We start from the raw sequence: 22750 nt of genomic DNA, 5'->3' as shown, positions 1-22750 counted from the left end.
AAAGCGCTGTGGGCTTGGTCAGTGGCTACGGATTACTTGGTTGCAGGCGTCTTGCTGCCGTCCTTGTGCCACTGGAAGATCTGGAAGTCGAACGCGTTCAGGTCGCCTTGCTTGTTCCAGGACACAGGGCCGATCACGGTGTTGATGGTCGCCTTGTGCAGGTGGTCGGCCACCTTCTTGGGATCGTCACCCACGGCCTTGATGCTCTCGGCGATCGCCTGCGTTGCCGCATACGCGGTCAGCTGGAACGCGCCGGAAGGATTGCGCTTCTTGTCCTGGAACGCCTTCACGATGGCCGCATTCTTGGGGTTGGTGGAGAAGTCAGCAGGCAGGGTCACCAGCATGCCTTCGACGGCATTGCCGGCAATCGCATTAACTTCAGGGTTGCCCACGCCTTCGGGGCCCATCATGCGCACCTTCAGGCCTTGCTCGCTGGACTGGCGCAGCAGCAGACCCATTTCGGGGTGGTAGCCGCCGTAGTAGACAAAGTCGACGCCCGCGCTCTTGAGCTTGGTGATGATGGCGGAGTAGTCGCTGTCGCCGGCGTTGATGCCTTCAAACAGGGCCACGTTGACCTTGGCCTTTTGCAGTTGGTCGCGCACGGACGAGGCAATGCCCTGGCCATACGACTGCTTGTCGTGCAGCACGGCGACCTTGGTGGGCTTGGCCTTTTCGATGATGAACTTGGCGGCGGAAGGACCTTGTTGGTCGTCGCGACCGATGGTGCGGAAGATGTAGTGGAAGTTCTTGCCTTCGGTCAGCGCGGGCGACGTGGCCGAAGGGGTCACCACCACCACGCCTTCGTTGTCATAGATGGGGGCTGCGGCAATCGCAGCGCCGGAGCAGACGGGGCCGATCATGTAGCCGATCTTGCTGTTGACCACGCGGTTGGCAGCCACAGGGCCTTGCTTGGGTTCGCAGGCATCGTCCACGGTGGTGACTTCGATCTTCTTGCCATTGATGCCGCCGGCCGCGTTGATTTGTTCCACGGCGGTGGAGACGCCTTCCTTCACCATGTCCCCGTACTGGGTCAGCGGACCGGTGGTTGGGATCACCATGGCGAACTTGATGTTTTGTGCGTAGGCTTGGCTGGTGACGGCTGCGCCCAGCAGGCCCAGGGTTGCCACGATGGTTTCAATTGAAACGAAGCACGCATGGTTGTATGTCCTCTTGGTTGGTTTTGCATCCGGCATTTGCATGCCCTTGAGGGATAGCTGCAAATTGCATGCCTGATGCGCGAGGTGCCAAGCTTAAAAATTTGCTAGCAAAGGCGCAACCGGGTTTGTCTCTATGGCGCTGCGTGCAGAGGGAAAGTTTGCAAATCGCTGCGGAGAATCAAGATTAATGCGCGCGTGGTCGCTTATTTAGAATTTGCTGTTGTGGCATGGGGTAAGCCCGGGTGCTCAAAACGGAGCCGGGCTTTGAACCTGCAATGGGCTGCCGGATACCGGGTGCTGGAACTGCAACATGGTCGCGTGCAGCAGCAGTCTGGGGGCCATGGCGACGACGGCCGCAGGGGCGTACAAGGCGTCGCCCAGCATCGGGTGACCCATGTGGGTCATGTGCACCCGCAATTGGTGGGAGCGGCCAGTGATGGGTTCTAGCCACAGCCGGGTGCTGTGCGGGGGAATTCCGCGCTGGTCGGGATGCAACTGGTAGCGGGTCTGGCTGGGCTTGCCGGTCTCTGGACACACGATCTGCAACGGGCGGCGCTCCCAGTCGCACACCAACGGGGCATCCACCATGCCCCAATCCTGTTCGGGCGCAGCGACCTGGCCGAAGACCACGGCGGTATAGCGCTTGTGAACTTCGCGGCCCGCAAAGGCCTTGCCCAGATCGCTTTGCACTGTCTTGGTGCGCGCCAGGATGACCAGACCCGACGTGGCCATGTCCAGGCGGTGGACCACCAGGGCGTCGGGCCAGTGCTGCAAGGCACGGTGGATCAGGCAGTCCTGCTTGTCCTCGCCGCGGCCTGGAACGCTCAGCAGGCCGGAGGGTTTTTCGAGCACCAGCAGGTGCTCGTCTTCATACAGACAAGAAGGACGGGGCGCAACAACAGTCATCAGGGCTTTTGGTGGAGGAGGCGGTCCACCGTCTCGCACAGTTCGTCCACATCGTTCGGTTTATGAATCAGGGCCAGGGCCCCGGCGTCCAGGGCCTGGGCCTCGATCTCGGCGGTGACATAGCCGGATGCCAGTGCGACGGGCAGGTCCGGGCGGATGCGTTTGGAGTCCCGCACCAGATCGACCCCGCAGTAGCCAGGCATGTTGTAGTCGGTCACCAGCAAGTCGTAGGCGTGTGGGTTTTGCTCCAGCGCCGCCGTGGCTTCACGGGGGTCCAGAAAGCCGGAGACTTGGTAGCCGCGGCGGCGCAACAGGCGTTGCACTAGCGAGACCAGGGCGTGGTCATCGTCCACATACATCACATGCGGGCACTCTTGCGTGGATACGGCGGCACTGGCCGGGGGCAGGGTGCTGAGGTGTGGGGCGGCAAAGCGCGGGGGTGGGACCGGTGGGACCGAGGCCAGGATGTTGACAGGAAAATACAGGGTGAATGCGCTGCCCTGGCCGAGTTTGCTGGTCACGTCCACGGCGCCCCCATGGGTGCGCATCACGCCATGCACCACCGCCAGCCCCAGGCCGGTGCCCTGGCCCACGGGCTTGGTGGTGAAAAAGGGTTCAAAGATGCGCTGCAGGGTCTCGGGCGACATGCCAGGGCCGTTGTCCTGCACCGTGATGGCGATGTAGTCGCCCAGGCTCAGACCCAGTCGTTCGCACAGGCGCTGCTCGGACATGCTGAGCGTGGCCTCCATGCGGACCAGGCCGCGTTGGTCGCCAATCGCGTGCACGGCGTTGGTGGTCAGGTTGAACAGCGCCTGCTCGACCTGGGTGGGGTCGGCCAGCATGTGGGGCAGTTCCGAAGGGGCATCCACCTGCAGCTCAATCGCCGGCGGCAGGGTGACGCGCAGCAGGCGCTCGGTGTCGCGCATCACTTCCGAGGCGCGGACGGCATAACGCTTGGGCGGCTCATTGCGGCTGAAGGTCAGGATCTGGCGCACCAGATCACGGGCTCGGCGGCCGGCTTTTTCGATCTCCAGCAGGCTTTCCATGGCCAGCGGGTTGTGGCTGCAGTCCGCTTTGGCCAGCTCCACATTGCCCAGAATGGCGCCCACGATGTTGTTGAAATCGTGCGCAATGCCACCGGCCATGGTGCCCAGGGCCTGCATCTTGTGCGACTCACGCAGCTGCAGCTCCAGCTCGCTGCGCTGGGCTTCGGCGCGCTTGCGGCTGGTCAGGTCGCGTGCGAAGACGGTGGTGATCTCGCCGTCGGACAGGCGTTCGAAGGACATGCCCACTTCCACCGGCAAGGTCTTGCCCGTGGCGGTGAGGGCGGTCATCTCGCCCAGCATGGCCTGGGTGGTCAGGGGGGCGAACTCCAGGGCGTGCACAGCGTCCGGCAGGAAGCGCGACAGCTGGCTGCCCAGGGCATCCGTGGCCGGGCACAGGAACAGGGCCGCCGCCGTGGGGTTGAAGACCGTGATGCACTGGTTCTGGTCCACGCAGATGATGGCATCCAACGAGCTGTTGATCACCGATTCCAGGCGACGCTCGCTGGCATGCAGCTGGTCGTTGCGCTGCTGCAGTTGCTGGCGCTCGGCCAGCAAGGGCCCCTGGTCCACCAGGGCGCACATGAATTGCGCAATCGTCGGGCCTTCGCGCTGGGGAATCTGGATGCAGGCGATGTGCAGGTCACCCTGCATTTGTTCGCCGTTGCCCAGGCTGAAGACCACTTCCTGCACTTCGCTGCGCCCGGCCTGGCGTGCCAGCACAAAGCCTTCTGCCACGCGGTCATTGTCGGCGGGGCTGACCAGGGGCATGAACGAGACAAACAGTCGGTCTTGGTCTTCGGCCTGGAAAGCGTTGTAGGCCATGGCATTGGCCTGGATGACCATGTCATGCTCATCCAGCACCAGCAGCGGCAGCGGCACGCTGGAGAACAGGGCCTCAAAGCGCTCCGAGGCACTCTCGGCCACGGCTTGGCTGTAATCCAGCACCTTGTTCTGGATTTCCAGCTCGTTCTGGTAGTTGCGCAGCTCGGCGATCAGGGCCGCCAGCGGGTCGTCGCTCAGCGATTCCTCGCTCACCTGCAGCGCCGGCAGCACATCCAGCGCGGCGGGGTCCAGTTCGGGCAGCAAATCCTGGACGGGCGTGGAAGCGTCTGCTTCGCGGGTGATCAGAAAGGAAAGGTCTGGGCGACTCATGGGCGGCAGCACCGGCAGCGGGACGTGGAGGCGCAGTGTAAGCGCCCTCCGTGAAGGGCACGACGGGAAACCCCCAGATGACTGGGGATCAACTCAGGTAAGCCGCCAGCGGAGGGCAGGTGCACACTATGTTGCGGTCGCCATAGACGTTGTCGATACGCGACACTGGCGGAAAATACTTGTGCGCCAGTGCGGTCTGGCCAGCGGCCTGCTGGCGGCTGTAGGCGTGCGGCCAGGGCTCTTGCAGCAGTTGCGCGGCAGTGTGCGGGGCGTGCTTGAGCGGGTTGTCGTCCCGGGTCCAGTCGCCGCGTTCGATCTGGCGGATTTCCTCGCGGATGGCCAGCATCGCGTCGATGAAGCGGTCCAGCTCCGACAGCGGCTCGCTTTCCGTGGGCTCCACCATCAGGGTCCCGGGCACGGGGAAGGACAGGGTCGGTGCGTGGAAGCCATAGTCGATCAGGCGCTTGGCCACGTCCTCGGCGGTGACGCCGCTGCTGTCCTTCAGGGGGCGCAGGTCCAGGATGCACTCGTGCGCCACCAGCCCGCCAGGGCCGGTGTATAGCGTGGGGTAGTGGCCTTGCAGGCGGGCGCTGATGTAGTTGGCGTTGAGGATGGCCGTCTCCGTGGCGTGGCGCAGGCCGTGTGCACCCATCATGCGGATGTACATCCAGCTGATCGGCAGCACGGAGGCATTGCCATAGGGCGCGGCCGAGATGGCTCCCACCGGGCTGGTCGTGGTGCTGGCCGGGTGCCCGGGCAGGTAGGGCACCAGATCGGCGGCCACGCAGACCGGGCCCACGCCGGGGCCGCCACCGCCGTGCGGAATGCAGAAGGTCTTGTGCAGGTTCAGGTGGCTGACGTCGCCGCCGAAGGCGCCGGGCGCCGCCACGCCGACCAGGGCGTTCATGTTGGCGCCGTCCACATAGACGCGGCCGCCGTGTTGGTGCACCAGGTCGCACAGCGGGCGCACGGCGTCCTCGAACACGCCATGGGTGCTGGGGTAGGTGATCATGATGCAGGCCAGCCGGTCGCTGTGCGCCTCGCACTTGGCCTGCAGGTCCGCCATGTCGACGTTGCCCTGCGCATCGCAGGCCACCACCACCACCTGCATGCCGCACATCTGGGCGCTGGCCGGGTTGGTGCCGTGGGCGCTGGACGGAATCAGGCAGATGGTGCGCTGGGGCTGCCCCTGGGCGGCGTGCCAGGCGCGGATGGCCAGCAGGCCGGCGTATTCGCCCTGCGAGCCGGCGTTGGGCTGCAGGCTCACGTCGGCATAGCCGGTGATGCCCGACAGCCACTGGCGCAGCTGCTGGTCCAGCAGGGCATAGCCTTGCTGCTGGTCGGCCGGCGCGAAGGGGTGGATGTGGGCGAAGTCCGGCCAGGTGATGGGCAGCATCTCACTGGTGGCGTTGAGCTTCATGGTGCACGAACCCAGCGGGATCATGCAGCGGTCCAGTGCCAGGTCCTTGTCCGACAGGCTGCGGATGTAGCGCAGCATGGCGGTTTCGCTGCGGTGGCGGTGGAACACCGGGTGCGTCAGATAGGGGGAGTGGCGCTGCAGCGCCGCCGGGATCAATGGAGCGGCCTGGCTGTCCAGCACCGGCGTGGCGGTGGCGCCAAACAGGCGCAGCAGCAGGGCCACATCGGCCGGGGTGCTGGTTTCATCCAGCGAGATGCCCAGCGCGGATTCAGAGACTTTTCGCAGGTTGACGCCCGCCAGCTCTGCGCGGGTAGCTATATTGATCGCAGCATGCGGCACGCGCACAGTCAGGGTGTCGAAGGCCGTGTCGTGGACCAGGGCATGGCCTTGGGCCTGCAGACCGTGGGCCAGGGTGGCGGTCAGGTCGGCAATGCGCTGCGCAATCTGGCGCAGGCCGTCGGGGCCGTGGTAGACCGCATACATGCTGGCCAGCACGGCCGGCAGTACCTGGGCCGTGCAGATGTTGGAGGTGGCCTTTTCGCGGCGGATGTGCTGTTCACGCGTTTGGAGTGCCAGGCGCAGGGCAGGTGCGCCCTGGCTGTCCACACTGACCCCGACCAGACGCCCGGGCAGGGCGCGCTTGTAGGCCTCCTGGCAGGCCATGAAGGCTGCATGCGGGCCACCGGCCCCCAGCGGCAGGCCCAGGCGCTGGCTGCTGCCGACCACGATGTCGGCGCCCCATTCGCCGGGCGGTGTCAACAGCGTCAGGGCCAGCAGGTCGGTGGCGACGATGAACAGCGCCTGCTGCTGGTGGCTGTGTGCGGCCGCATCGCGCCAGTCGGTCAGGGCCCCGGTGCTGCCGGGGTACTGCACCAGGGCACCAAAGTGCGGCGCTTGCAGGGCGGTGTGGAAGGCGGCGTCGTCGGCGGGGCAGTCCAGTTGCCAGCCCAGGGGCTCGGCGCGGGTGCGCAGCACGGCCAGGGTCTGAGGGTGGGTGTCGGGGTGGACCAGGAAGGTGCTGCTGGGCGAGGCTGCGCTGCGGCGCGCCAGCGCCATGGCTTCGGCAGCGGCGGTGGCCTCGTCCAGCATGGAGGCATTGGCCACGGGCATGGCCGTGAGGTCGCAGACCAGGGTCTGGAAGTTCAGCAGGGCCTCCAGGCGCCCTTGCGAGATTTCGGCCTGGTAGGGGGTGTAGGCCGTGTACCAGGCAGGATTTTCCAGGATGTTGCGCTGGATGACGCCCGGGGTGTGGGCGGCGTAATAGCCCTGGCCGATGAAGCTCTTGAGCACGCGGTTGCGCGCGGCGATGGTCTTGAGTTCGTGCAGCGCCTCGGCTTCGCTGAGTGCCGGGGGCAGGTCCATGGGGCGGTTCTGCACGATGTCGGGGGGCACCAGCGCATCCATCAGGGCCTGGCGTGAGGACTGGCCGATGGCCCGCAGCATGTGCGCTTCGTCCGGCGCACTGGGCCCGATGTGGCGCCGCGCGAAGGCGTCGCTCTCGTGCAGTTCAGACAGGGGTGCTTGCAGTCGCTGATTCATCATCCCACCTTCCCTCTCATCGATACAGTGCGCGGGCCGGGTTGCGGCTGCGGCGGCAGGCGCGCAGCCACCCCGATCTGGGCGGCGCAGGCCCAGAGCAGGGTGCAGGCGCTCAGGCGCTGGCGGCGAAGTTGCCGTAGGCGGTTTCGTCCATCAGGCCGTCGAGCTGGCTGGGGTCGCTGAGCTTGACCTTGAAGAACCAGCCGGCGCCCAGCGGGTCGGTGTTGGCCAGCGAGGGATCGGCGCGCAGGGCTTCATTGACTTCGACGATTTCGCCGGTCACGGGCATGAAGACGTCGGCTGCGGCCTTGACGGACTCGACCACGCCGGTCACGTCGCCCTGCTGGAAGGTGGTGCCCACGGCGGGCAGGTCCACAAACACCACGTCACCCAGGGCGTCCTGGGCGTGCACGGTGATGCCGACGATGGCGGCTTCAGGCTGGGCGGCGTTGACCCATTCGTGTTCTTTGGAAAATTTGAGGCTCATGGGAAAAACTCCGTGATGCAAGAAAAGGCAAAAAGCGTGCCGCAGGCCGGCGCGCGTTGGCTCACACTGTAGCCGGGTTGGCAGGCGCCGACGGCGTTGCCAGCCTAGCTTTTGCGGTAGCGGGTCCCTATGAAAGGCAGAGGAATGACCTCCATGGGCACGGGCTTGCCACGCACCATGGCATCCAGCCGGGTGCCGTGGGCGGCGCAGTCGGGCGGGACATAGCCCATGGCGATCGGGCGGTCGGTGCTGGGTGACAGCAGGCCGCTGGTGACCTGGCCGACCGCGATGCCCCCCGGGCGGTGCAGGGGGCTGCCGTCGCGCACGGGGATGCGCTCCATGGCGTGCAGGCCCACGCGCACGCCGGCCACGGGCGCCTGGCCCTCAATCTGCGGCAGCACCACGTCGGCGCCGATGAAACCGCCGGCACGCTGGCCCCCGGTGCGGCGCACCTTGGGGATGCTCCAGTTCAGGGCAGCCTGGGTGGGGGTGGTGCGCTGGTCCATGTCGGTGCCGTACAGGCACAGCCCTGCCTCCAGGCGCAGCGAGTTGCGGGCCCCCAGGCCGGCCGGCAGCACGCCGGGCTGCTTGAGCAGCCAGCGCGCCAGGGCATCGGCGTGGCTGGCGGGGATGGAGATTTCAAAGCCGTCCTCCCCGGTGTAGCCGCTGCGGGTGATGTAGCCGCGCGCATCCTTGAAGTCGAACGGCGTGCCCTGCATGAACAGCAGCGGGCCGGTGGCCGGCACCGGGCGCTGCAGCACGGCACCGGCCTGCGGGCCTTGCAGGGCCAGCAGGGCCATCTCGGGCAGGGGCTGGACCTGGCATTCGTGGCCGATGTGGGCCTGCAGCCAGGCCAGGTCTTCGTGCTTGCGGGCGGCGTTGACGATCAGCAGGTAGTCCTGGCCGCGGTTGATGACCATCAGGTCGTCGAGGATGCCACCGTCCTCGGCCAGCATCAGGGCGTAGCGCTGGCGGTGCAGGCCGAGGTCCATCACGTCGATGGGCAGCACCTGTTCCAGTGCGGCGGCGGCCGAGGGGCCGCTGACGCTGATCTGCCCCATGTGCGAGACGTCGAACAGACTGACTTTCTCGCGCGTGTGCTTGTGCTCGGCCAGCAGGCCGGCGGGGTATTGCACGGGCATGTCATAGCCGGCAAAGCGCACCATGCGCGCGCCCAGCTCCAGGTGCAGGGCGTGCAAGGGGGTGCGCAGGGCGGGGGCCTCGGTGGGCGGCACGGTGGTCATGGCCAGGTCCTCGTTCTTGGTGGTTGGAACGATTCTAGGGGGCTGCCGCCGCTTGTGGCTGCGCGTTGTCGCGGGAGCGCACGTGCAGTTGACAGCCCCGTGGCGGGCGCACCTGGGCGGGGTGTGCCGCGCACGGGCCATGCCTGCCAGGAGCCGCTGGCGCTGGTTTCACCTGACTTTCAGAGCGAAAAGTGCCCGAAGTGCAGGCAGGGCGTGCACCAGCAGCTCTCTTTTTGAGTGAATGTGCTCAGTGGGGGCGTACCTCGAAATAGCAGCCTTCCTCGCCGCCCAGGCCTTGCATGCCGGCCTCGGCCGCGGCGCGGGCGGCCTTCATCCAGCGTTGGTAGATGGCCTTGGCATCGTCGGTGATTTCCTCGGGCGGGGCGTCTTCCAGGCGCTCCAGCGTGCGCAGGGCGTCGGCCACCTGGGCCTCGCCGCCGAGTTGGCGCGCCAGCGTGCGGGCGTAGCGGGTTTCGGCGCGCTGGCGCTCGAACTCCGGCAGGCCGGGGTAGTCGCACAGGGCCACGGTGAAGCAGGGTTGGTCTTGAACAGTATCGGTTGCGAACATGGATATGTATAAAACAACAGTGACTGTATGAATGTACAGTTTTTTGTGACCGCTGCGCAAGTGTTTTTGCAGGGCCCATCACCCGGGGGGCCACTGCGTTGGTCGCCGTGGCGCGGTGGCTGGCGGGCCGTGGGTCTGCGTGGCCGCCTTGGTGGATTCACTAGGTGGTGGCTTCACCCGTGCGACAGCGCGATGCGGGTGGGGCATTTCACAATGCAGGCGCAGGCCCCGAACGAGGGCCGTTTCCATCCATGACCACCAGGAGACTTCGTCCATGACGCGTACCGTGCAACAACTCTTCAACCTGCAAGGCAAGACGGCCTTGGTGACCGGTGGCTCGCGCGGCCTGGGGCTGCAGATGGCGCAGGCCCTGGGGGAGGCCGGTGCGCGCGTGGTGCTGACCTCGCGCAAGGCGCAGGACCTGGAGGCGGCCGCGGCCGAGTTGCAGGCCCAGGGCATCGACGCGCAGTGGATTGCCGCGGACTGTGCCAAGGAAGAGGACATCCTGCGCCTGGTGGCCGAGACCGTGCAGCGCGTCGGCCCCATCGACATCCTGGTCAACAACGCGGGCGCCAGCTGGGGCGCCCCGGCGGAAAGCCACCCCGTGGCGGCCTGGGACAAGGTGATGAACCTGAACATCCGGGGTTATTTCCTGCTGAGCCAGGCCGTGGCCAACGCCGGCATGCTGCAGCGCGGCGGGCGCATCATCAACCTGGCCTCGATCGCCGGCCTGGGCGGCAACCCCATCGAGATGAAGACGATTGCCTACAACACCTCCAAGGGCGCGGTGCTGAACTTCACGCGCGCGCTGGCGGCCGAGTGGGGTCCCCACCATGTGACGGTGAATGCCATCTGCCCGGGCTTCTTTCGCACCAAGATGGCCGAGGTGCTGATCGACACCATGGGCGAGGACAACATGGCCAGCCGCGCACCGCTGCGCCGCCTGGGCGATGACGAAGGCCTGAAGGGCCTGACCGTGCTGCTGGCCAGCGATGCCGGCAAGCACATCACCGGCCAGTGGGTGGCAGTGGACGGCGGCGTGAGCGCGGTGCTGGGCTGATGGGCATGCGCGCGCGGTCATCGGCCCTGTCCCAGTGGTGTGTCTGCAGCGCCCAGGGTCCAGCCCGCGCGGGCGGCGGCCTGCGTGGACGGGATTGTCGCCATTACTCCAATGCGACAGCTTTTTGCCCAGAGCCCACCGCCTGCGCCGCTATGCTTGCGCGCATTTCCCCCTGATATGAATGACGGAGACACCGCATGCTGAGTTTTGGCGCCCACCCCATCCCCTTTGTGAACCACCTGGGCTTCACCCTGCACCACATGGCCAACGGGGAGTCCGAGCTGCGCTACACCGCCAAGCCCGAGCACCTGAACACCTTCGACGTGACGCACGGCGGTGCCAGCATGACGCTGATGGACGTGGCCATGGCCGTGGCCGCGCGCAGCCTGGAGAGCGACGATTTCGGTTGCGTCACCATCGAGATGAAGACCAGCTTCATGCAGGCCGCGCGCGGCCCGCTGGTGGCCAAGGGACTGGTGCTGCACCGCACCAAGACCATGGCCTATTGCGAAGGCAAGATCTATGACAGCGAGGGCCGCCTGTGCACCCATGCCACCGGCACCTTCAAGTACATGCCGCGCACCGTCAAGCCTGGTCAGAAACCCGGTAGCGCCACCACCGTGATTGCCACAGACTGAGCCAGCGGCCAGCCAGGGCTGGCTTGAGTTTCATGTATCAAATGTGCTGTTTGCGCTTATCTGGCAAGCGCTGACAGCTATCAAAAGGAGACAAGTCACATGCCCGCCAATCAACAGATCCTGCTGGACAACCGCCCCCAGGGCGAAGCCACGGTCGACAACTTCAAGCTGGTCGAGACGGTCACCCCCGCGCTGCAGGACGGCGAGGTGCTGGTGCGCCACCACTACCTGAGCCTGGACCCCTACATGCGCGGCCGCATGAACGACAGCAAGAGCTATGCGGCCAGCCAGGCCCTGGGCGAAGTGATGATCGGCGGCACCGTGGGCGAGGTGGTGGAAAGCCGCCACCCCAAGTTCCAGCCCGGCGACCAGGTCGTGGGCATGGGCGGCTGGCAGCTGTACAGCGTGGTCGACGGCCATGCCCCCGGCATGCTGCGCAAGGTGGACACTACCCACGTGCCGTTGTCCTACTACCTGGGCGCCGTGGGCATGCCCGGTGTCACCGCCTGGTACGGGCTGGTGAAGATCATCCAGCCCAAGGCGGGCGAGACCGTGGTCGTCAGCGCCGCCACCGGTGCCGTGGGCAGTGCCTTTGCGGCCCTGGCCAAGGCCCGCGGCTGCCGCGTGGTGGGCATTGCCGGCGGGGCGGAAAAATGCGCCTACGCCACGGGCGAGCTGGGCTTTGACGCCTGCATCGACTACAAGGCCCACCCCGACCTGAAGTCCATGGCCAAGGCCCTCAAGGAAGCCTGCCCCGACGGCATCGATGGCTACTTCGAGAACGTCGGCGGCTACATCCTCGACGCCGTGCTGCTGCGCGCCAACGCGTTCGCTCGCGTGGCCGTGTGCGGGATGATCGCCGGCTACGACGGACAGCCCCTGCCGCTGGCCAACCCGGCGCTGATCCTGATCAACCGCATGAAGGTCGAAGGCTTCATCGTCAGCGAACACATGGACGTCTGGCCCGAGGCCCTGACCGAGCTGGGCACCCTGGTGGCCCAGGGCAAGCTGCGCCCGCGCGAGAGCATTGCCCACGGCCTGCCAAACGCCCCCGAGGCCTTCCTGGGCCTGCTCAAGGGCAAGAACTTCGGCAAGCAACTGGTTCAGCTGGTCTGAGCCACCTCCCTGCAAGGCGCTCCGGTGGCGCCTTTTTTGCGGGCGGCGGCGGGCAGTGACGGATGCGAGGACAGGATCACACACAAGGAGACACAAAGATGCTGAATGGACTGGCAGGCAAGACGGCGGTGCTGACGGGCGCGGGCTCGGGCTTTGGACTGGAGTGCATGCGCATCGCCGCCCACGGCGGCATGCGCCTGGTGCTGGTGGATGTGCAGGCCGACGCCCTGGTCGCGGCCGAGGCCGAAGCCCGGCGCCTGGGCGCGGCCGACGTGCTGGCGCGGCAGGTGGACGTGAGCCAGGCGCCGGCCATGGAGCAACTGGCGGCCGAGGTGCAGGCCCGCTTCGGGGCGCCGCACTTCGTGTTCAACAACGCCGGCGTGGGCGGTGGCGGCCTGCTGTGGGAGCAGTCCGTGCAGGACTGGGAGTGGGTGCTGGGCGTGAACCTGTGGGGCGTGATCCACGGCGTGCGCCTGTTCACCCCGATGATGCTGGAGGCCGCGCGCCAGGACCCGGACTGGCAGGGTCACATCGTCAATACGGCCAGCATGGCCGGGCTGCTGGCGCCGCCGAACATGGGCGTGTACAACGTCAGCAAGCATGCCGTGGTCAGCCTGACCGAAACCCTGTACCAGGACCTGCGGCTGGTCAGCGACCAGGTGCATTGCAGCGTGCTGTGCCCGTATTTTGTGCCGACCGGCATAGCCAACAGCGAGCGCAACCGCCCCGGGGGCGTGGACACGCAGCAGCTGACCACCAGCCAGCAGATTGCGCGCGCCATGTCGCAAAAGGCCGTCAGCTCCGGCAAGGTCACGGCCGAGGACATCGCCAGCAAGGTGTTCGCGGCCATGGCCGACAACCAGTTCTACATCTTCAGCCACCCGCATGCGCTGGGGAATGTGCAGACGCGCCTGGAGGACATCCTGGAGATGCGCAACCCCACCGATGCCTTTGCGGACCGCCCCGACGTGGGCACCCAGCTGCGCAACGCCCTGCGCACGCCGGCCGCCGCCTGATTACGCCCCGCACGGGCCGCGGTCCCTGTACCCGCCGCACGGACCTGCAGCCCCGCTGGCCGGGGCTGTGTCGCATCTGGCGGGTGCGTGCCGGAATTTGTGTGGACAGGATGTAGGGAACTGTTACAGACTCTCGCAGTCTCAGCACAAGGCGCAGGCAGGCCGCGGCTGCAATCTGGCGCAAAGCAGGTGATGGCGCGCGGTCTTGCTACCAATTTCCCCGGTTTTGGGCCGGGCGCTTTACAAAAACTCAACATTGCGGGCCCAGAATGGCGCCGTTTCGCTCCACTGATTGCCTCTCCATGACGCACTGCCTTGTCACTTCACGCGCCGCTTCCCGTTTGCCGGACTGTTTTTCACCCGGGCACCAGCGGCCACAAGGCAGGTGGCGCATGGCCGCCGCAGCGCTGGCGGTGGTGCTGGTGGCTGCGTGCGGCAAGACCGCGGACAAGCCCGCCGCGCAGAATGCACCGGCCAAGGTGGGCGTGGTGGTGCTGCAAAAGCAAAGCCAGATGCTGGACACGGTGCTGCCCGGGCGCACCCAGGCCTTCCTGAGCGCCGAGGTGCGGCCGCAGGTCAGCGGCATCGTGCAAAAGCGCCTGTTCACCGAGGGTGGCATGGTCAAGCAGGGGCAGCCGCTGTACCAGCTGGATGCGGCCAGCCTGCGCGCGGCCGAAGCCAGCGCGGTGGCGGCCCTGGCCAAGGCCGAAGCCAGCCAGCAGACCCTGGAAGCCACGGCACGGCGCAATGCCGAGCTGGTGAAGATCACGGCCATCAGCCAGCAGGCCTATGAAGAAAGCCAGGCCGCGGCCAAGCAGTCGCGTGCCGACGTGGCCGTGGCGCGCGCCAACCTGGAGAACGCGCGCATCAACCTGAAGTACAGCCGCATCGAGGCCCCGATCTCGGGCCGCATCAGCCTGTCCAGCGTCACGCCCGGCGCCCTGGTCACGGCCAACCAGACCACGCCGCTGACCAACATCGTGCAGATGGACCCCATGTACGTGGACTTCACCCAGTCTTCGGCCGATTTGCTGCAATTGCGGCGTGACTGGGAGGAGGGGCGCTATCAAAAAATTGAAGGCGAGCAGATGCCGGTGCGCATCCGCCTGGAAGACGGGAGCGACTACCCACACGAAGGCAAGTTGCAGTTTGCGGGCCTGATCGTCAACGCCACCATGGGCACGGTCACGCTGCGCGCGGTGGTGCCCAACCCCGAAGGCCTGCTGATGCCCGGCATGTTCGTGCAGGCGCAGTTGCCCACGGGGCTGGCGCCGGAGGCCATCCTGGTGCCCCAGCAGTCGGTGACACGCGACCTGACGGGCCGCCCCAGCGTGCTGGTGGTCAAGGACGGCGATGTGGTGGAAAAGCGCGCTGTGGAGCTGAGCCGCGCCGTCGGCACCTACTGGCTGCTGGACAGCGGCCTGCAACCCGGGGAGCGCGTGGTGGTCGACGGCTTCCAGCGCATCAAGCCGGGCGATACCGTCAGCGTGGTCGAGGTGGACCTGAAGGCCAAGCAAGGGCCCAAGCGTGTCGATGCCCAGGCCGCTGCCGCGAATTTGCGAGCGGCCGTGCAGGCTTCCAAGTAAGCGGGAAGCGATCGCACCATGGCGCAGTTCTTCATCAACCGGCCCATCTTCGCGTGGGTCATCTCCATCGTCATCATGCTGGCGGGGGGGCTGTCGATCTACACCCTGCCGCTGGAGCAGTACCCCGACATCGCCCCGCCGCGGGTGACGATCGGTGCACAGTACACGGGCGCCTCGGCCGAGACGGTCGAAAACTCGGTCACCCAGATCATCGAGCAGCAGCTCAAGGGCATCGACAACATGCTCTACATGAGCTCGACCTCGGATGCCTCGGGCCGTGCGCGCACCACCTTGACCTTCGCGCCGGGCACCGACATCGATGTGGCCCAGGTGCAGGTGCAAAACAAGCTGCAGTCGGCCATGAACCGCCTGCCCGAGGCGGTCAAAAGCCGCGGCGTGTTCGTGAACAAGGGGGGGCAGGACTACCTGGTCACCTACAGCTTTTACTCGACCGATCCGTCCATGACGCAGGTGGACATCGGCGACTACCTGAACTCCAACCTGGTCGATGTGCTGGGCCGGCTGGACGGGGTGGGGGACATCAGCGTGTTCGGCACCAACTACGCCATGCGCATCTGGATGGATCCGGCGCTGATGCAGAAGTACGCGCTGATGCCGTCGGACCTGATCAATGCCCTGAATGCCCAGAACGCCCAGGTGTCGGCCGGCCAGCTGGGGGCATTGCCCGCCGTGGCCAACCAGCAGCTCAACGCCACCATCACCGCGCGCACCAAGCTGCAGACGGTGGAGCAGTTCGAGAACATCGTGCTCAAGGCTGCCACGGATGGTTCGGTCGTGACCATGAAGGATGTGGCCCGGGTCGAGCTGGGGCCGGACAACCTGACCGTGAAGTCCAAGCTCAACGGCATGGTGGGCGCGGGCCTGGGCATCGTGCTGGCCGATGGCGCGAATGCCATGCAGGTTTCGGATGCGGTCGCCGCCAAGCTGGCGGAAATGAAGGCCTTCTTCCCCAACGATATCGACTACTTCGTCAGCTCCGACTCGACGCCGTTTGTGCGCGCCTCGATCCACGAGGTGGTCAAGGCCCTGGGCGAGGCCATGGTGCTGGTGGTGATCGTGATGTTCATCTTCCTGCAGAACTTCCGCGCCACGCTGATTCCGGCGATTGCCGTGCCCGTGGTGCTGCTGGGCACCTTCGGTGTGCTGTCTGCGGCGGGCTACTCGATCAACACGCTGACCATGTTCGCCATGGTGCTGGCGATCGGCCTGCTGGTGGATGACGCCATCGTGGTGGTGGAAAACGTCGAGCGCGTGATGCACGAGACCGGGCTGTCGGCCAAAGAGGCCACGCGGCGTTCGATGCGCGAGATCACCTCGGCGCTGGTCGGCATCGGCGTGACGCTGTCGGCAGTGTTCGTGCCCATGGCCTTTTTCGGTGGTTCCACGGGGGTCATCTACCGCCAGTTCTCCATCACCATCGTGGCGGCCATGGCCTTGTCGGTGTTTGTGGCGCTGACCCTCACGCCGGCCCTGTGCGCCACCATCCTCAAGCCGCCCTCGCAGCACGGCCATGAACGGCAGCTGCGCCGCGGCATCCTGGGGCTGAACGACCGCTTCTTCCGCTGGTTCAACCACCACTTTGACGCCACGGCCCTGCGCTACCAGGGCGGGGTGGTGTGGGCGCTGCGCCGGACCAAGCGCATGACCCTGGTCTTTGTGCTGATCCTGGCGGCCGTGTGGCTGCTGCTGGCGCGCCTGCCCACGTCCTTCCTGCCCGATGAGGACCAGGGTTTTGTCAGCGTCAGCGTGAACCTGCCCGCCGGTGCGGCCGATGCGCGCCTGCAGGAGGTGCTGGACCAGGTGCGCGATTACTTTGCCCAGCAGCCGGAGGTGATCAGCTTCAACCAGGTCTCGGGCCTGAGCGGGGACCAGAGCTCGGCGCGCGGCTTCGTGCGGCTCAAGCCCTGGGAGGCCCGCCCGCTGGCGTCGCAGTCGGCGGCAGCGATTGCCCACCGGGCCACCCAGGAGCTGGCGGCCATCCGTGACGCGCGCATCTTCGTGACCCAGCCACCCGCCGTGCGCGGCCTGGGCTCGAACGCCGGCTTCAACTTCATGCTCAAGGACCTGAATGGCCTGGGCCACGAAGCCTTGCTGGCAGCCAAGGACAAGTTCCTGGCCGAGTCGCGCAAGCACCCCGAACTGTCCAGCGTGCGCACCACCAACCTGGACGATGCCACCGAGCTGCGCCTGGACATCGACGACCGCAAGGCCGCCGCGCTGAACCTGTCGTACAGCGACATCAACAGCGTGCTGTCCAGCGCCATGGGCGGGACCTATGTGAACGACTTCTTGAACAACGGCCGCGTCAAGCGGGTGTACATCCAGGGCGATGCGCCGCACCGCATGCTGCCCCAGGACATTGCCAAGTGGAGCGTGCGCAACAAGAACGGCGAGATGGTGCCTTTCAGCGCCTTCTCCACCTCGTACTGGGCCTACGGCTCGCCCCAGCTGGTGCGCTACAACGGTGCGCCGGCCTATGAAATCGTGGGCAATGCGGCACCTGGCGTGAGCTCTGGTGTGGCCATGCAGATTGTGGAGAGCACCCTGCGCGACATGCCCAACGGCATTGGCTATGAATGGACGGGGGCCTCGCTGCAGGAGCGCCAGTCGGGCGCGCAGGCGCCGCTGCTGTATGCCATCTCCATCCTGTTCGTCTTCCTGTGCCTGGCCGCGCTGTACGAAAGCTGGACCGTGCCGCTGTCGGTGATGCTGGCCGTGCCGCTGGGCGTGGTGGGTGCGCTGCTGGCCACCTATACCCGCGGGCTGTCGAACGACGTGTATTTCCAGGTGGGCCTGCTGACCACGGTGGGCCTGGCCTCCAAGAACGCCATCCTGATCGTGGAGTTTGCGGTGCAGTTGCAGGAGCAGGGCAAGAACCTGTTCGATGCCACGGTGGAAGCCGTGCGCATGCGGTTGCGCCCCATCCTGATGACCTCGCTGGCGTTCGGTTTTGGCGTGGTGCCGCTGGCGCTGGGCACGGGCGCGGGCGCCGGTGGGCGCAATGCCATCGGCACGGCGGTGCTGGGGGGCACGGTGGCCTCCACGGTGCTGGGCCTGTTCATGGTGCCGGTGTTCTTCCTGCTGGTGCGCAGCTGGTTCAAGAGCCGCTCGCGCCGCGATGACACCCCCGACCACCAGGAAAGCGCTGCATGATGACTTCTTTGAATTTGCGGCCTGCGGCCGCCGCTGCCCTGGCTGCCGTGCTGCTGTCAGCCTGCAACCTGGCACCCCATTACGTTCCGCCGGTGCCCGGCGTGCCGGATACCCTGAGCGGGCAGACGGGCACGCCCGTGCAAGCCAGCACGGGCGCGCTGGAGTTCGCGCAGGCGCAAACCTGGATCCAAAGCCCGCAGCTGCGCGAAGTGGTGGCACTGGCCTTGAGCCACAACCGCGACTTGCGCGTGGCCGTGGACAACATCGAAAAAGCGCGGGCCCAATACGGCATCACGCGCGCCGATTTGCTGCCGGGCATCTCCGCGCAAGGCCAGGGCACGCGCAGCCGCAGCAGTGCGGAGCTGAGCAATTCCGGCCAGTCCACGGTCACTGAGCAATACACCGCGCAGCTGGGCTTTACCAGCTATGAGATCGACTTCTGGGGCCGGGTGCGCAACCTCAGCGAGGCGGGCTTGCAAGCGTTCCTGCAGTCGGAGCAGAACCAGCGCAATGTGCAGATCGGCCTGGTGGCCGATGTCAGCAATGCCTGGTTGACCTTGGCCGCCGACCTGGCGCGCCTGGAACTGGCGCAGAACACCTTGGACAGCCGTGAAAAGGCCTACGCGCTGACCAAGCGCATGTTCGATATCGGTGCCACCTCGGGGCTGGTGATCGCGCAAAACCTCTCAACCGTAGAATCGGCCCGCAGCGATGTGGCCGCCTATACCTCGCAAGCCGCACGCAGTCGCAATGCCCTGCAATTGCTGGTCGGCGGCGCGGTGCCCGAGGCCTTGCTGCCCACGGCACAGACCATGGCCGCGAACGATGCCAACAACATGGCATTTGTGCCGGTGCCGCTGAACCTGCACTCCAGCGTGTTGTTGCAGCGCCCGGATGTGCAGGCGGCAGAGCACAACCTGCGCGCCATGAGCGCCAACATCGGTGCCGCGCGGGCGGCCCTGTTCCCCAGCATCACGCTCACGGGCAGCATCGGTTCGGGCAGCCGGGAACTGGACAGCTTGTTTGGCGGTGGCAATGGCACCTGGAGCTTCATGCCGCAAATCAAGCTGCCCATTTTTGATGGGGGTCGCTTGAGTGCCGGCGTGCAGGTGGCCGAGGCCAACCAGCGAATTGCCACTTCGCAGTACGAAAAAACCGTGCAAACGGCCTTCAAGGAGGCCGCCGATGCGCTGGCCGACCGGGCACAGTGGGCCAACCGCCTGGGCGCGCAGACCGGCATGGTCTATGCCACGCAGAAAGCATTCGATTTGTCGGATGCGCGCTTTCAGGCCGGTGTCGACAACTACCTGACGGTGCTGGACGCGCAGCGCAGCCTGTATGCGGCCCAGCAGACCTTGATCACCTTGCGCCTGGGCGAGCAAACCAACCGTGTCACGCTGTGGAAGGCACTGGGCGGGCAGGAGGCGGTCAATATGCCGGAGGTGCCTGCAGGCACCGCAGGCTAGCCGCCTGCACGCGTGCGCAGGGCGCCCTGGCGCGGTCTGCGGCAGGCACCAACAAAAAGGCCGATCTGCGAGGGGTATTGCAGATCGGCCTTTTTGCACAGTGCGTCCAGCGTGGGTCACATGGCCACGGGCAAACGGTAAATTGCCTTGGCGATGAAATGGCGTTCTACATCGCCGGTGGGCGTTGCTTCCATGCCTTGTAGTTTGCATGTCGCGCCGCAAAAAATGCTGCTGTCCTGCTATGAAATTCGAATGTTTTCGAAAAAAATGCTGCGTTTTATGAAATTGCAGCAAAATTTGCTTCATGGATAAAATTGATCGGAAAATCCTTGCTGTATTGCAAGGCAATGCGCGTGCCAGCCTGCAGGACATCGGCCAGGCGGTGGGACTCAGCGCCTCGCCCTGCTGGACACGCATCAAGCGCATGGAGGACGAGGGGGTGATCGAGGGCTATACCGTGCGCATCAACCCCCAGACCCTGGGGTTTGCCGATACGGTGTTGTTGATGGTCACGCTCAACAGCCACAGTGACAACACGCTGGAGAAGTTTGGTGAACAGCTGGCCACCATCCCCGAGGTGGTGGAAGCGCACCTGGTCTCGGGTACCTACGACTACCTGCTGCGCGTGGTGGTCAAGGACACGCGCGATTACGAGCGCCTGCTGCGTGAAAAGCTCTACAAGATCAAGGGCATCCAGCACAGCCAGTCCATGTTCGTGCTGCGCACGCTCAAGCGCACCGAACTGCCGCTGGGCGGGTGAGGGGGCACACCTGCTGCGTAAGCGCTGCCCCCTTGATCTGGCGATGGTCGGCAGCATCTAAGGCACACTGCAGGCGTGCGCATCCTGCGGTCTCTCCCGCTCACCATTGACGAAGCCCCCTTATGAAGACCATCGATGAAATGCTGAACCTGGATCTGCTGACACACGAGCAGCACGGTGCCATCAGCGCCTGGATTGCACGCTCTGCGTCGCCGGATGACATCCTGCAGATGCCGGCCCCCCTGTGGCAGGCCGTGGAGCGTGCCAGTGAGGTGATGGGGGTGAACGAGGACTTGCTGCGCGTGCCTGCGCTGGATGCCGGCGGTGTGATGGAGGTGTGAGCCGCAAGCGCCTGAATGCCCGCTGCAGGCATGGCGTATGTCCCAGATGCCGAGGATTGGGCGTCTGCTTGGGGCCACACACAGACAGCGGGCTCTGTTCTCGAGCATTGCGATTGCAGCATCCCAGATGCAGAGTCCAATTTGAAATTAGCTCTGCAACCTGCGGGCGCGATTACCTGCCTTTCGCTGTTGGCTATGTATGGCTGTGCACAGTCAGGACTAGGCGGCTGTGGACATGATCTTTGCAGCGTCAATCACCTTGATAGTGATGTTTTCCCCCTTAGAGGTGGCCCTGCTGCGTTCAACCACCGAACCTGTATCTGCGGCGCACACAAGCGCATCACTGTGGTACGCACGCGACGAATTTGCCTTTTGACTTGAGTTAAATCTTATTGAGATTGATTGTTGTTTACATTAACGCTCTTTCATTTTCAAGGGCTGATACAGCCCAGAGGGAAGCGCGTGATGACGCACAACAAACCAAGCCTGCAGCAGGGCGCAAGCAAGGGACAACGCGGCGGGCTGCACCCTGTGGCAGCACTGGTACTGCTGGCATTGCCCAGTCTGGCCCAGGCCCAGCAGGACGCGGCCGAAGACATGGCGGCCTTGCCGGCCGTGCAGGTGAAAGCCTCGCAGTACGACGCCGACGATGTGCGCCCAGAAGGGGTGACCACGGCGACCAAGACCTACCTGGCGCCCAAAGACATACCGCAGACCATCGACACGCTGGAAGTCAACAAGTACAAGAGCTACGGGATCAACGACCTGGCTGTGATGCTCGACGGCGTTCCCGGCGTGAACACCAACTACGACATGCGTGGGGAGGGTGTGATGATCCGCGGCTTCAGCGCAGACGCCGGGGACATTTACCGGGATGGCATCCGTGAATCGGGCCAGGTGCGCCGCAGCACGGCCAACGTAGAGCGCATCGAAATCCTCAAGGGACCGGGCTCGGTGCTGTACGGCCGGGGCGGGGGCGGGGGCATCATCAACCTGGTCAGCAAGCAGGCCCGTTTTGATGCCAAAAGCAGCGTGACTCTGCGCGGCGGCTCCTGGGAGAACTTCGGTGGAACCATCGACATCAACCATGTGGTCAATCCGAATGTGGTGGTGCGGCTCACAGCCGATCGCGAGCAGGCGCACAGCTTCCGCAGTGGCATTCGCAACAAGAACGAGATGATCTCGCCCAGCATCCTGGTGGACACGCGCACCGGGCTGCGCTGGACGGCACAGTACACCTATGACAACGTCTGGCGGGTGCCCGACCGTGGACCGTCGTACGAAACGCTGCCGGCCGGGGTGTCTATCCGCAACGGTTTTCAGCATCCGGGCGACTATGTGGAGGACCGCCTGCGTGTGGCCCGCTCGGACCTGAGTTACGACTTCAACGACGACTGGAGTGTGCGCTGGGTGGCCAGCCAGCGTGAAGCCGATCAGGACTTCGACCACTACTTTGTCGGCACCTACAACGCGGTCACCGGGCTGATCCGCCCGAATTACGCCTGGCAGTAAACCCAGAACCGCACCACCTCCAATACGGTGGACCTGTCCGGCAAGTTCCAGACCGGCCGCATCGGGCATGAGCTGCTGGTGGGCGTGGAGGTCAGCGAGGAGCTGCGCCGGCCCAAGGTCTATGGCACGGTGGCGGGATTGTTCACCTACGATCCGCTCAACCCCAATACCGGCGCATGGCCGGCCAGGCCAGTCCGCGTTGCTCCGACGCAGAACAACCGCCATGAGGGGGAGACGCAGGCCGTGTACTTTCAGGACCTGATCAGCCTGACGTCCCAGTGGAAGCTGTTGGCGGGTTTGCGCCACGATCGCTTCAAGTTCCACTCGACCAACTACGTGACGGGGTTCCAGCGCGGCTATGAGGGGTCATCCACCAGCCCCCGCGTTGGGGTGGTCTGGCAACCTGTTCCCAGCCAGAGCCTGTATACGTCCTACAGCAAGAGCTATTCGCCCTATGGTGGGCGCGGCACCATTTCGGTGGACACCGCCGCGACGGCGGTGTACGACGACCAGCCGCAGCATTCCCGCCAGGTCGAGGCCGGCCTCAAGAGTGATTGGCTGA

At 65.6% G+C, this 22750-nt stretch carries 17 protein-coding genes and 1 pseudogene; 11 read left to right on the top strand and 7 right to left on the bottom strand.

Annotated features, from left to right (window positions below; all coding sequences use genetic code 11):
* Positions 1-32 precede the first annotated feature (32 nt).
* The 7 genes from SJH88_RS07720 to SJH88_RS07690 form a co-directional block, all read right to left on the bottom strand.
* Positions 33-1193 (bottom strand): branched-chain amino acid ABC transporter substrate-binding protein, encoded by a 1161-nt coding sequence (locus tag SJH88_RS07720; RefSeq protein ID WP_274754082.1) that lies wholly within the window; start codon positions 1191-1193, stop codon positions 33-35.
* A gap of 210 nt (positions 1194-1403) precedes the next feature.
* Positions 1404-2063, bottom strand: coding sequence for an RluA family pseudouridine synthase (locus SJH88_RS07715; RefSeq protein WP_274754081.1), 660 nt, complete (start codon positions 2061-2063; stop codon positions 1404-1406).
* Positions 2063-4261, bottom strand: coding sequence for a PAS domain-containing hybrid sensor histidine kinase/response regulator (locus SJH88_RS07710; protein WP_274754080.1), 2199 nt, complete (start codon positions 4259-4261; stop codon positions 2063-2065). Before SJH88_RS07710 ends, SJH88_RS07715 begins: the two co-directional genes overlap by 1 nt.
* Before the next feature lie 88 nt (positions 4262-4349).
* Positions 4350-7220, bottom strand: a complete 2871-nt coding sequence (gcvP, locus tag SJH88_RS07705) for an aminomethyl-transferring glycine dehydrogenase (protein WP_274754079.1) — start codon at positions 7218-7220, stop codon at positions 4350-4352.
* 112 nt (positions 7221-7332) lie between these two features.
* Entirely contained in the window at positions 7333-7707 is a 375-nt protein-coding gene (gene gcvH / locus SJH88_RS07700; protein ID WP_154162685.1) for a glycine cleavage system protein GcvH, read from the bottom strand.
* A 104-nt stretch (positions 7708-7811) separates the two neighbouring features.
* A complete protein-coding gene (gcvT, locus tag SJH88_RS07695) occupies positions 7812-8951 on the bottom strand; it encodes a glycine cleavage system aminomethyltransferase GcvT (protein ID WP_274754078.1) in 1140 nt (379 codons plus the stop codon).
* Positions 8952-9198: 247 nt separating this feature from the next.
* Positions 9199-9519: a hypothetical protein gene (locus SJH88_RS07690; RefSeq protein WP_042412606.1), complete on the bottom strand. Its 321-nt coding sequence runs from the start codon at positions 9517-9519 to the stop codon at positions 9199-9201.
* A gap of 274 nt (positions 9520-9793) precedes the next feature.
* On the opposite strand from SJH88_RS07690, the gene SJH88_RS07685 reads away from it, so the two are divergent.
* From SJH88_RS07685 to SJH88_RS07635, 11 genes and pseudogenes are all read left to right on the top strand, one after another.
* Positions 9794-10579: an SDR family oxidoreductase gene (locus tag SJH88_RS07685; RefSeq protein ID WP_234688174.1), complete on the top strand. Its 786-nt coding sequence runs from the start codon at positions 9794-9796 to the stop codon at positions 10577-10579.
* A 197-nt stretch (positions 10580-10776) separates the two neighbouring features.
* Positions 10777-11217 carry a PaaI family thioesterase gene (locus SJH88_RS07680; RefSeq protein ID WP_042412611.1) on the top strand — a complete coding sequence of 147 codons (441 nt, stop codon included), beginning with the start codon at positions 10777-10779 and terminating at the stop codon, positions 11215-11217.
* A 99-nt stretch (positions 11218-11316) separates the two neighbouring features.
* Positions 11317-12333: an NADP-dependent oxidoreductase gene (locus SJH88_RS07675; protein ID WP_274754077.1), complete on the top strand. Its 1017-nt coding sequence runs from the start codon at positions 11317-11319 to the stop codon at positions 12331-12333.
* A 98-nt stretch (positions 12334-12431) separates the two neighbouring features.
* A complete protein-coding gene (locus SJH88_RS07670; RefSeq protein WP_154162689.1) occupies positions 12432-13349 on the top strand; it encodes an SDR family oxidoreductase in 918 nt (305 codons plus the stop codon).
* Positions 13350-13741: 392 nt separating this feature from the next.
* Complete coding sequence (locus tag SJH88_RS07665) at positions 13742-14935, top strand: efflux RND transporter periplasmic adaptor subunit (RefSeq protein WP_274754076.1); 1194 nt, start codon at positions 13742-13744, stop codon at positions 14933-14935.
* A gap of 18 nt (positions 14936-14953) precedes the next feature.
* Entirely contained in the window at positions 14954-18109 is a 3156-nt protein-coding gene (locus tag SJH88_RS07660; protein WP_274754075.1) for an efflux RND transporter permease subunit, read from the top strand.
* On the top strand, positions 18106-19575 hold the full coding sequence (locus SJH88_RS07655; RefSeq protein WP_274754074.1) for an efflux transporter outer membrane subunit: 1470 nt from the start codon (positions 18106-18108) through the stop codon (positions 19573-19575). The genes SJH88_RS07660 and SJH88_RS07655 overlap by 4 nt, the downstream gene beginning before the upstream one ends.
* A gap of 304 nt (positions 19576-19879) precedes the next feature.
* Positions 19880-20335, top strand: a complete 456-nt coding sequence (locus SJH88_RS07650) for an Lrp/AsnC family transcriptional regulator (RefSeq protein ID WP_042412621.1) — start codon at positions 19880-19882, stop codon at positions 20333-20335.
* A 122-nt stretch (positions 20336-20457) separates the two neighbouring features.
* Complete coding sequence (locus SJH88_RS07645) at positions 20458-20676, top strand: hypothetical protein (RefSeq protein ID WP_042412622.1); 219 nt, start codon at positions 20458-20460, stop codon at positions 20674-20676.
* Positions 20677-21141: 465 nt separating this feature from the next.
* Positions 21142-22188 (top strand): TonB-dependent receptor plug domain-containing protein, encoded by a 1047-nt coding sequence (locus SJH88_RS07640; RefSeq protein ID WP_331699466.1) that lies wholly within the window; start codon positions 21142-21144, stop codon positions 22186-22188.
* Between the two features lie 27 nt (positions 22189-22215).
* A pseudogene (locus SJH88_RS07635) lies at positions 22216-22686 on the top strand (TonB-dependent receptor domain-containing protein); the annotation flags it as partial.
* Positions 22687-22750: the final 64 nt, after the last annotated feature.

The sequence above is a fragment of the Comamonas sp. GCA5 genome (assembly GCF_036541385.1).
In the GTDB taxonomy this organism is placed as follows: domain Bacteria; phylum Pseudomonadota; class Gammaproteobacteria; order Burkholderiales; family Burkholderiaceae_C; genus Comamonas; species Comamonas aquatica.
The sequence above is the reverse complement of the archived record's forward strand: the minus strand, read 5'-3'. Positions and strand labels throughout refer to the sequence as shown.

Excerpts from the sequence above, each read along its gene's own strand:
- SJH88_RS07720 (WP_274754082.1), bottom strand. The coding sequence starts at position 1,193 with ATGCCGGATGCAAAACCAACCAAGAGGACATACAACCATGCGTGCTTC.
- SJH88_RS07715 (WP_274754081.1), bottom strand. The coding sequence starts at position 2,063 with ATGACTGTTGTTGCGCCCCGTCCTTCTTGTCTGTATGAAGACGAGCAC.
- SJH88_RS07710 (WP_274754080.1), bottom strand. The coding sequence starts at position 4,261 with ATGAGTCGCCCAGACCTTTCCTTTCTGATCACCCGCGAAGCAGACGCT.
- gcvP (WP_274754079.1), bottom strand. The coding sequence starts at position 7,220 with ATGAATCAGCGACTGCAAGCACCCCTGTCTGAACTGCACGAGAGCGAC.
- gcvH (WP_154162685.1), bottom strand. The coding sequence starts at position 7,707 with ATGAGCCTCAAATTTTCCAAAGAACACGAATGGGTCAACGCCGCCCAG.
- gcvT (WP_274754078.1), bottom strand. The coding sequence starts at position 8,951 with ATGACCACCGTGCCGCCCACCGAGGCCCCCGCCCTGCGCACCCCCTTG.
- SJH88_RS07690 (WP_042412606.1), bottom strand. The coding sequence starts at position 9,519 with ATGTTCGCAACCGATACTGTTCAAGACCAACCCTGCTTCACCGTGGCC.
- SJH88_RS07685 (WP_234688174.1), top strand. The coding sequence starts at position 9,794 with ATGACGCGTACCGTGCAACAACTCTTCAACCTGCAAGGCAAGACGGCC.
- SJH88_RS07680 (WP_042412611.1), top strand. The coding sequence starts at position 10,777 with ATGCTGAGTTTTGGCGCCCACCCCATCCCCTTTGTGAACCACCTGGGC.
- SJH88_RS07675 (WP_274754077.1), top strand. The coding sequence starts at position 11,317 with ATGCCCGCCAATCAACAGATCCTGCTGGACAACCGCCCCCAGGGCGAA.
- SJH88_RS07670 (WP_154162689.1), top strand. The coding sequence starts at position 12,432 with ATGCTGAATGGACTGGCAGGCAAGACGGCGGTGCTGACGGGCGCGGGC.
- SJH88_RS07665 (WP_274754076.1), top strand. The coding sequence starts at position 13,742 with ATGGCCGCCGCAGCGCTGGCGGTGGTGCTGGTGGCTGCGTGCGGCAAG.
- SJH88_RS07660 (WP_274754075.1), top strand. The coding sequence starts at position 14,954 with ATGGCGCAGTTCTTCATCAACCGGCCCATCTTCGCGTGGGTCATCTCC.
- SJH88_RS07655 (WP_274754074.1), top strand. The coding sequence starts at position 18,106 with ATGATGACTTCTTTGAATTTGCGGCCTGCGGCCGCCGCTGCCCTGGCT.
- SJH88_RS07650 (WP_042412621.1), top strand. The coding sequence starts at position 19,880 with ATGGATAAAATTGATCGGAAAATCCTTGCTGTATTGCAAGGCAATGCG.
- SJH88_RS07645 (WP_042412622.1), top strand. The coding sequence starts at position 20,458 with ATGAAGACCATCGATGAAATGCTGAACCTGGATCTGCTGACACACGAG.
- SJH88_RS07640 (WP_331699466.1), top strand. The coding sequence starts at position 21,142 with ATGACGCACAACAAACCAAGCCTGCAGCAGGGCGCAAGCAAGGGACAA.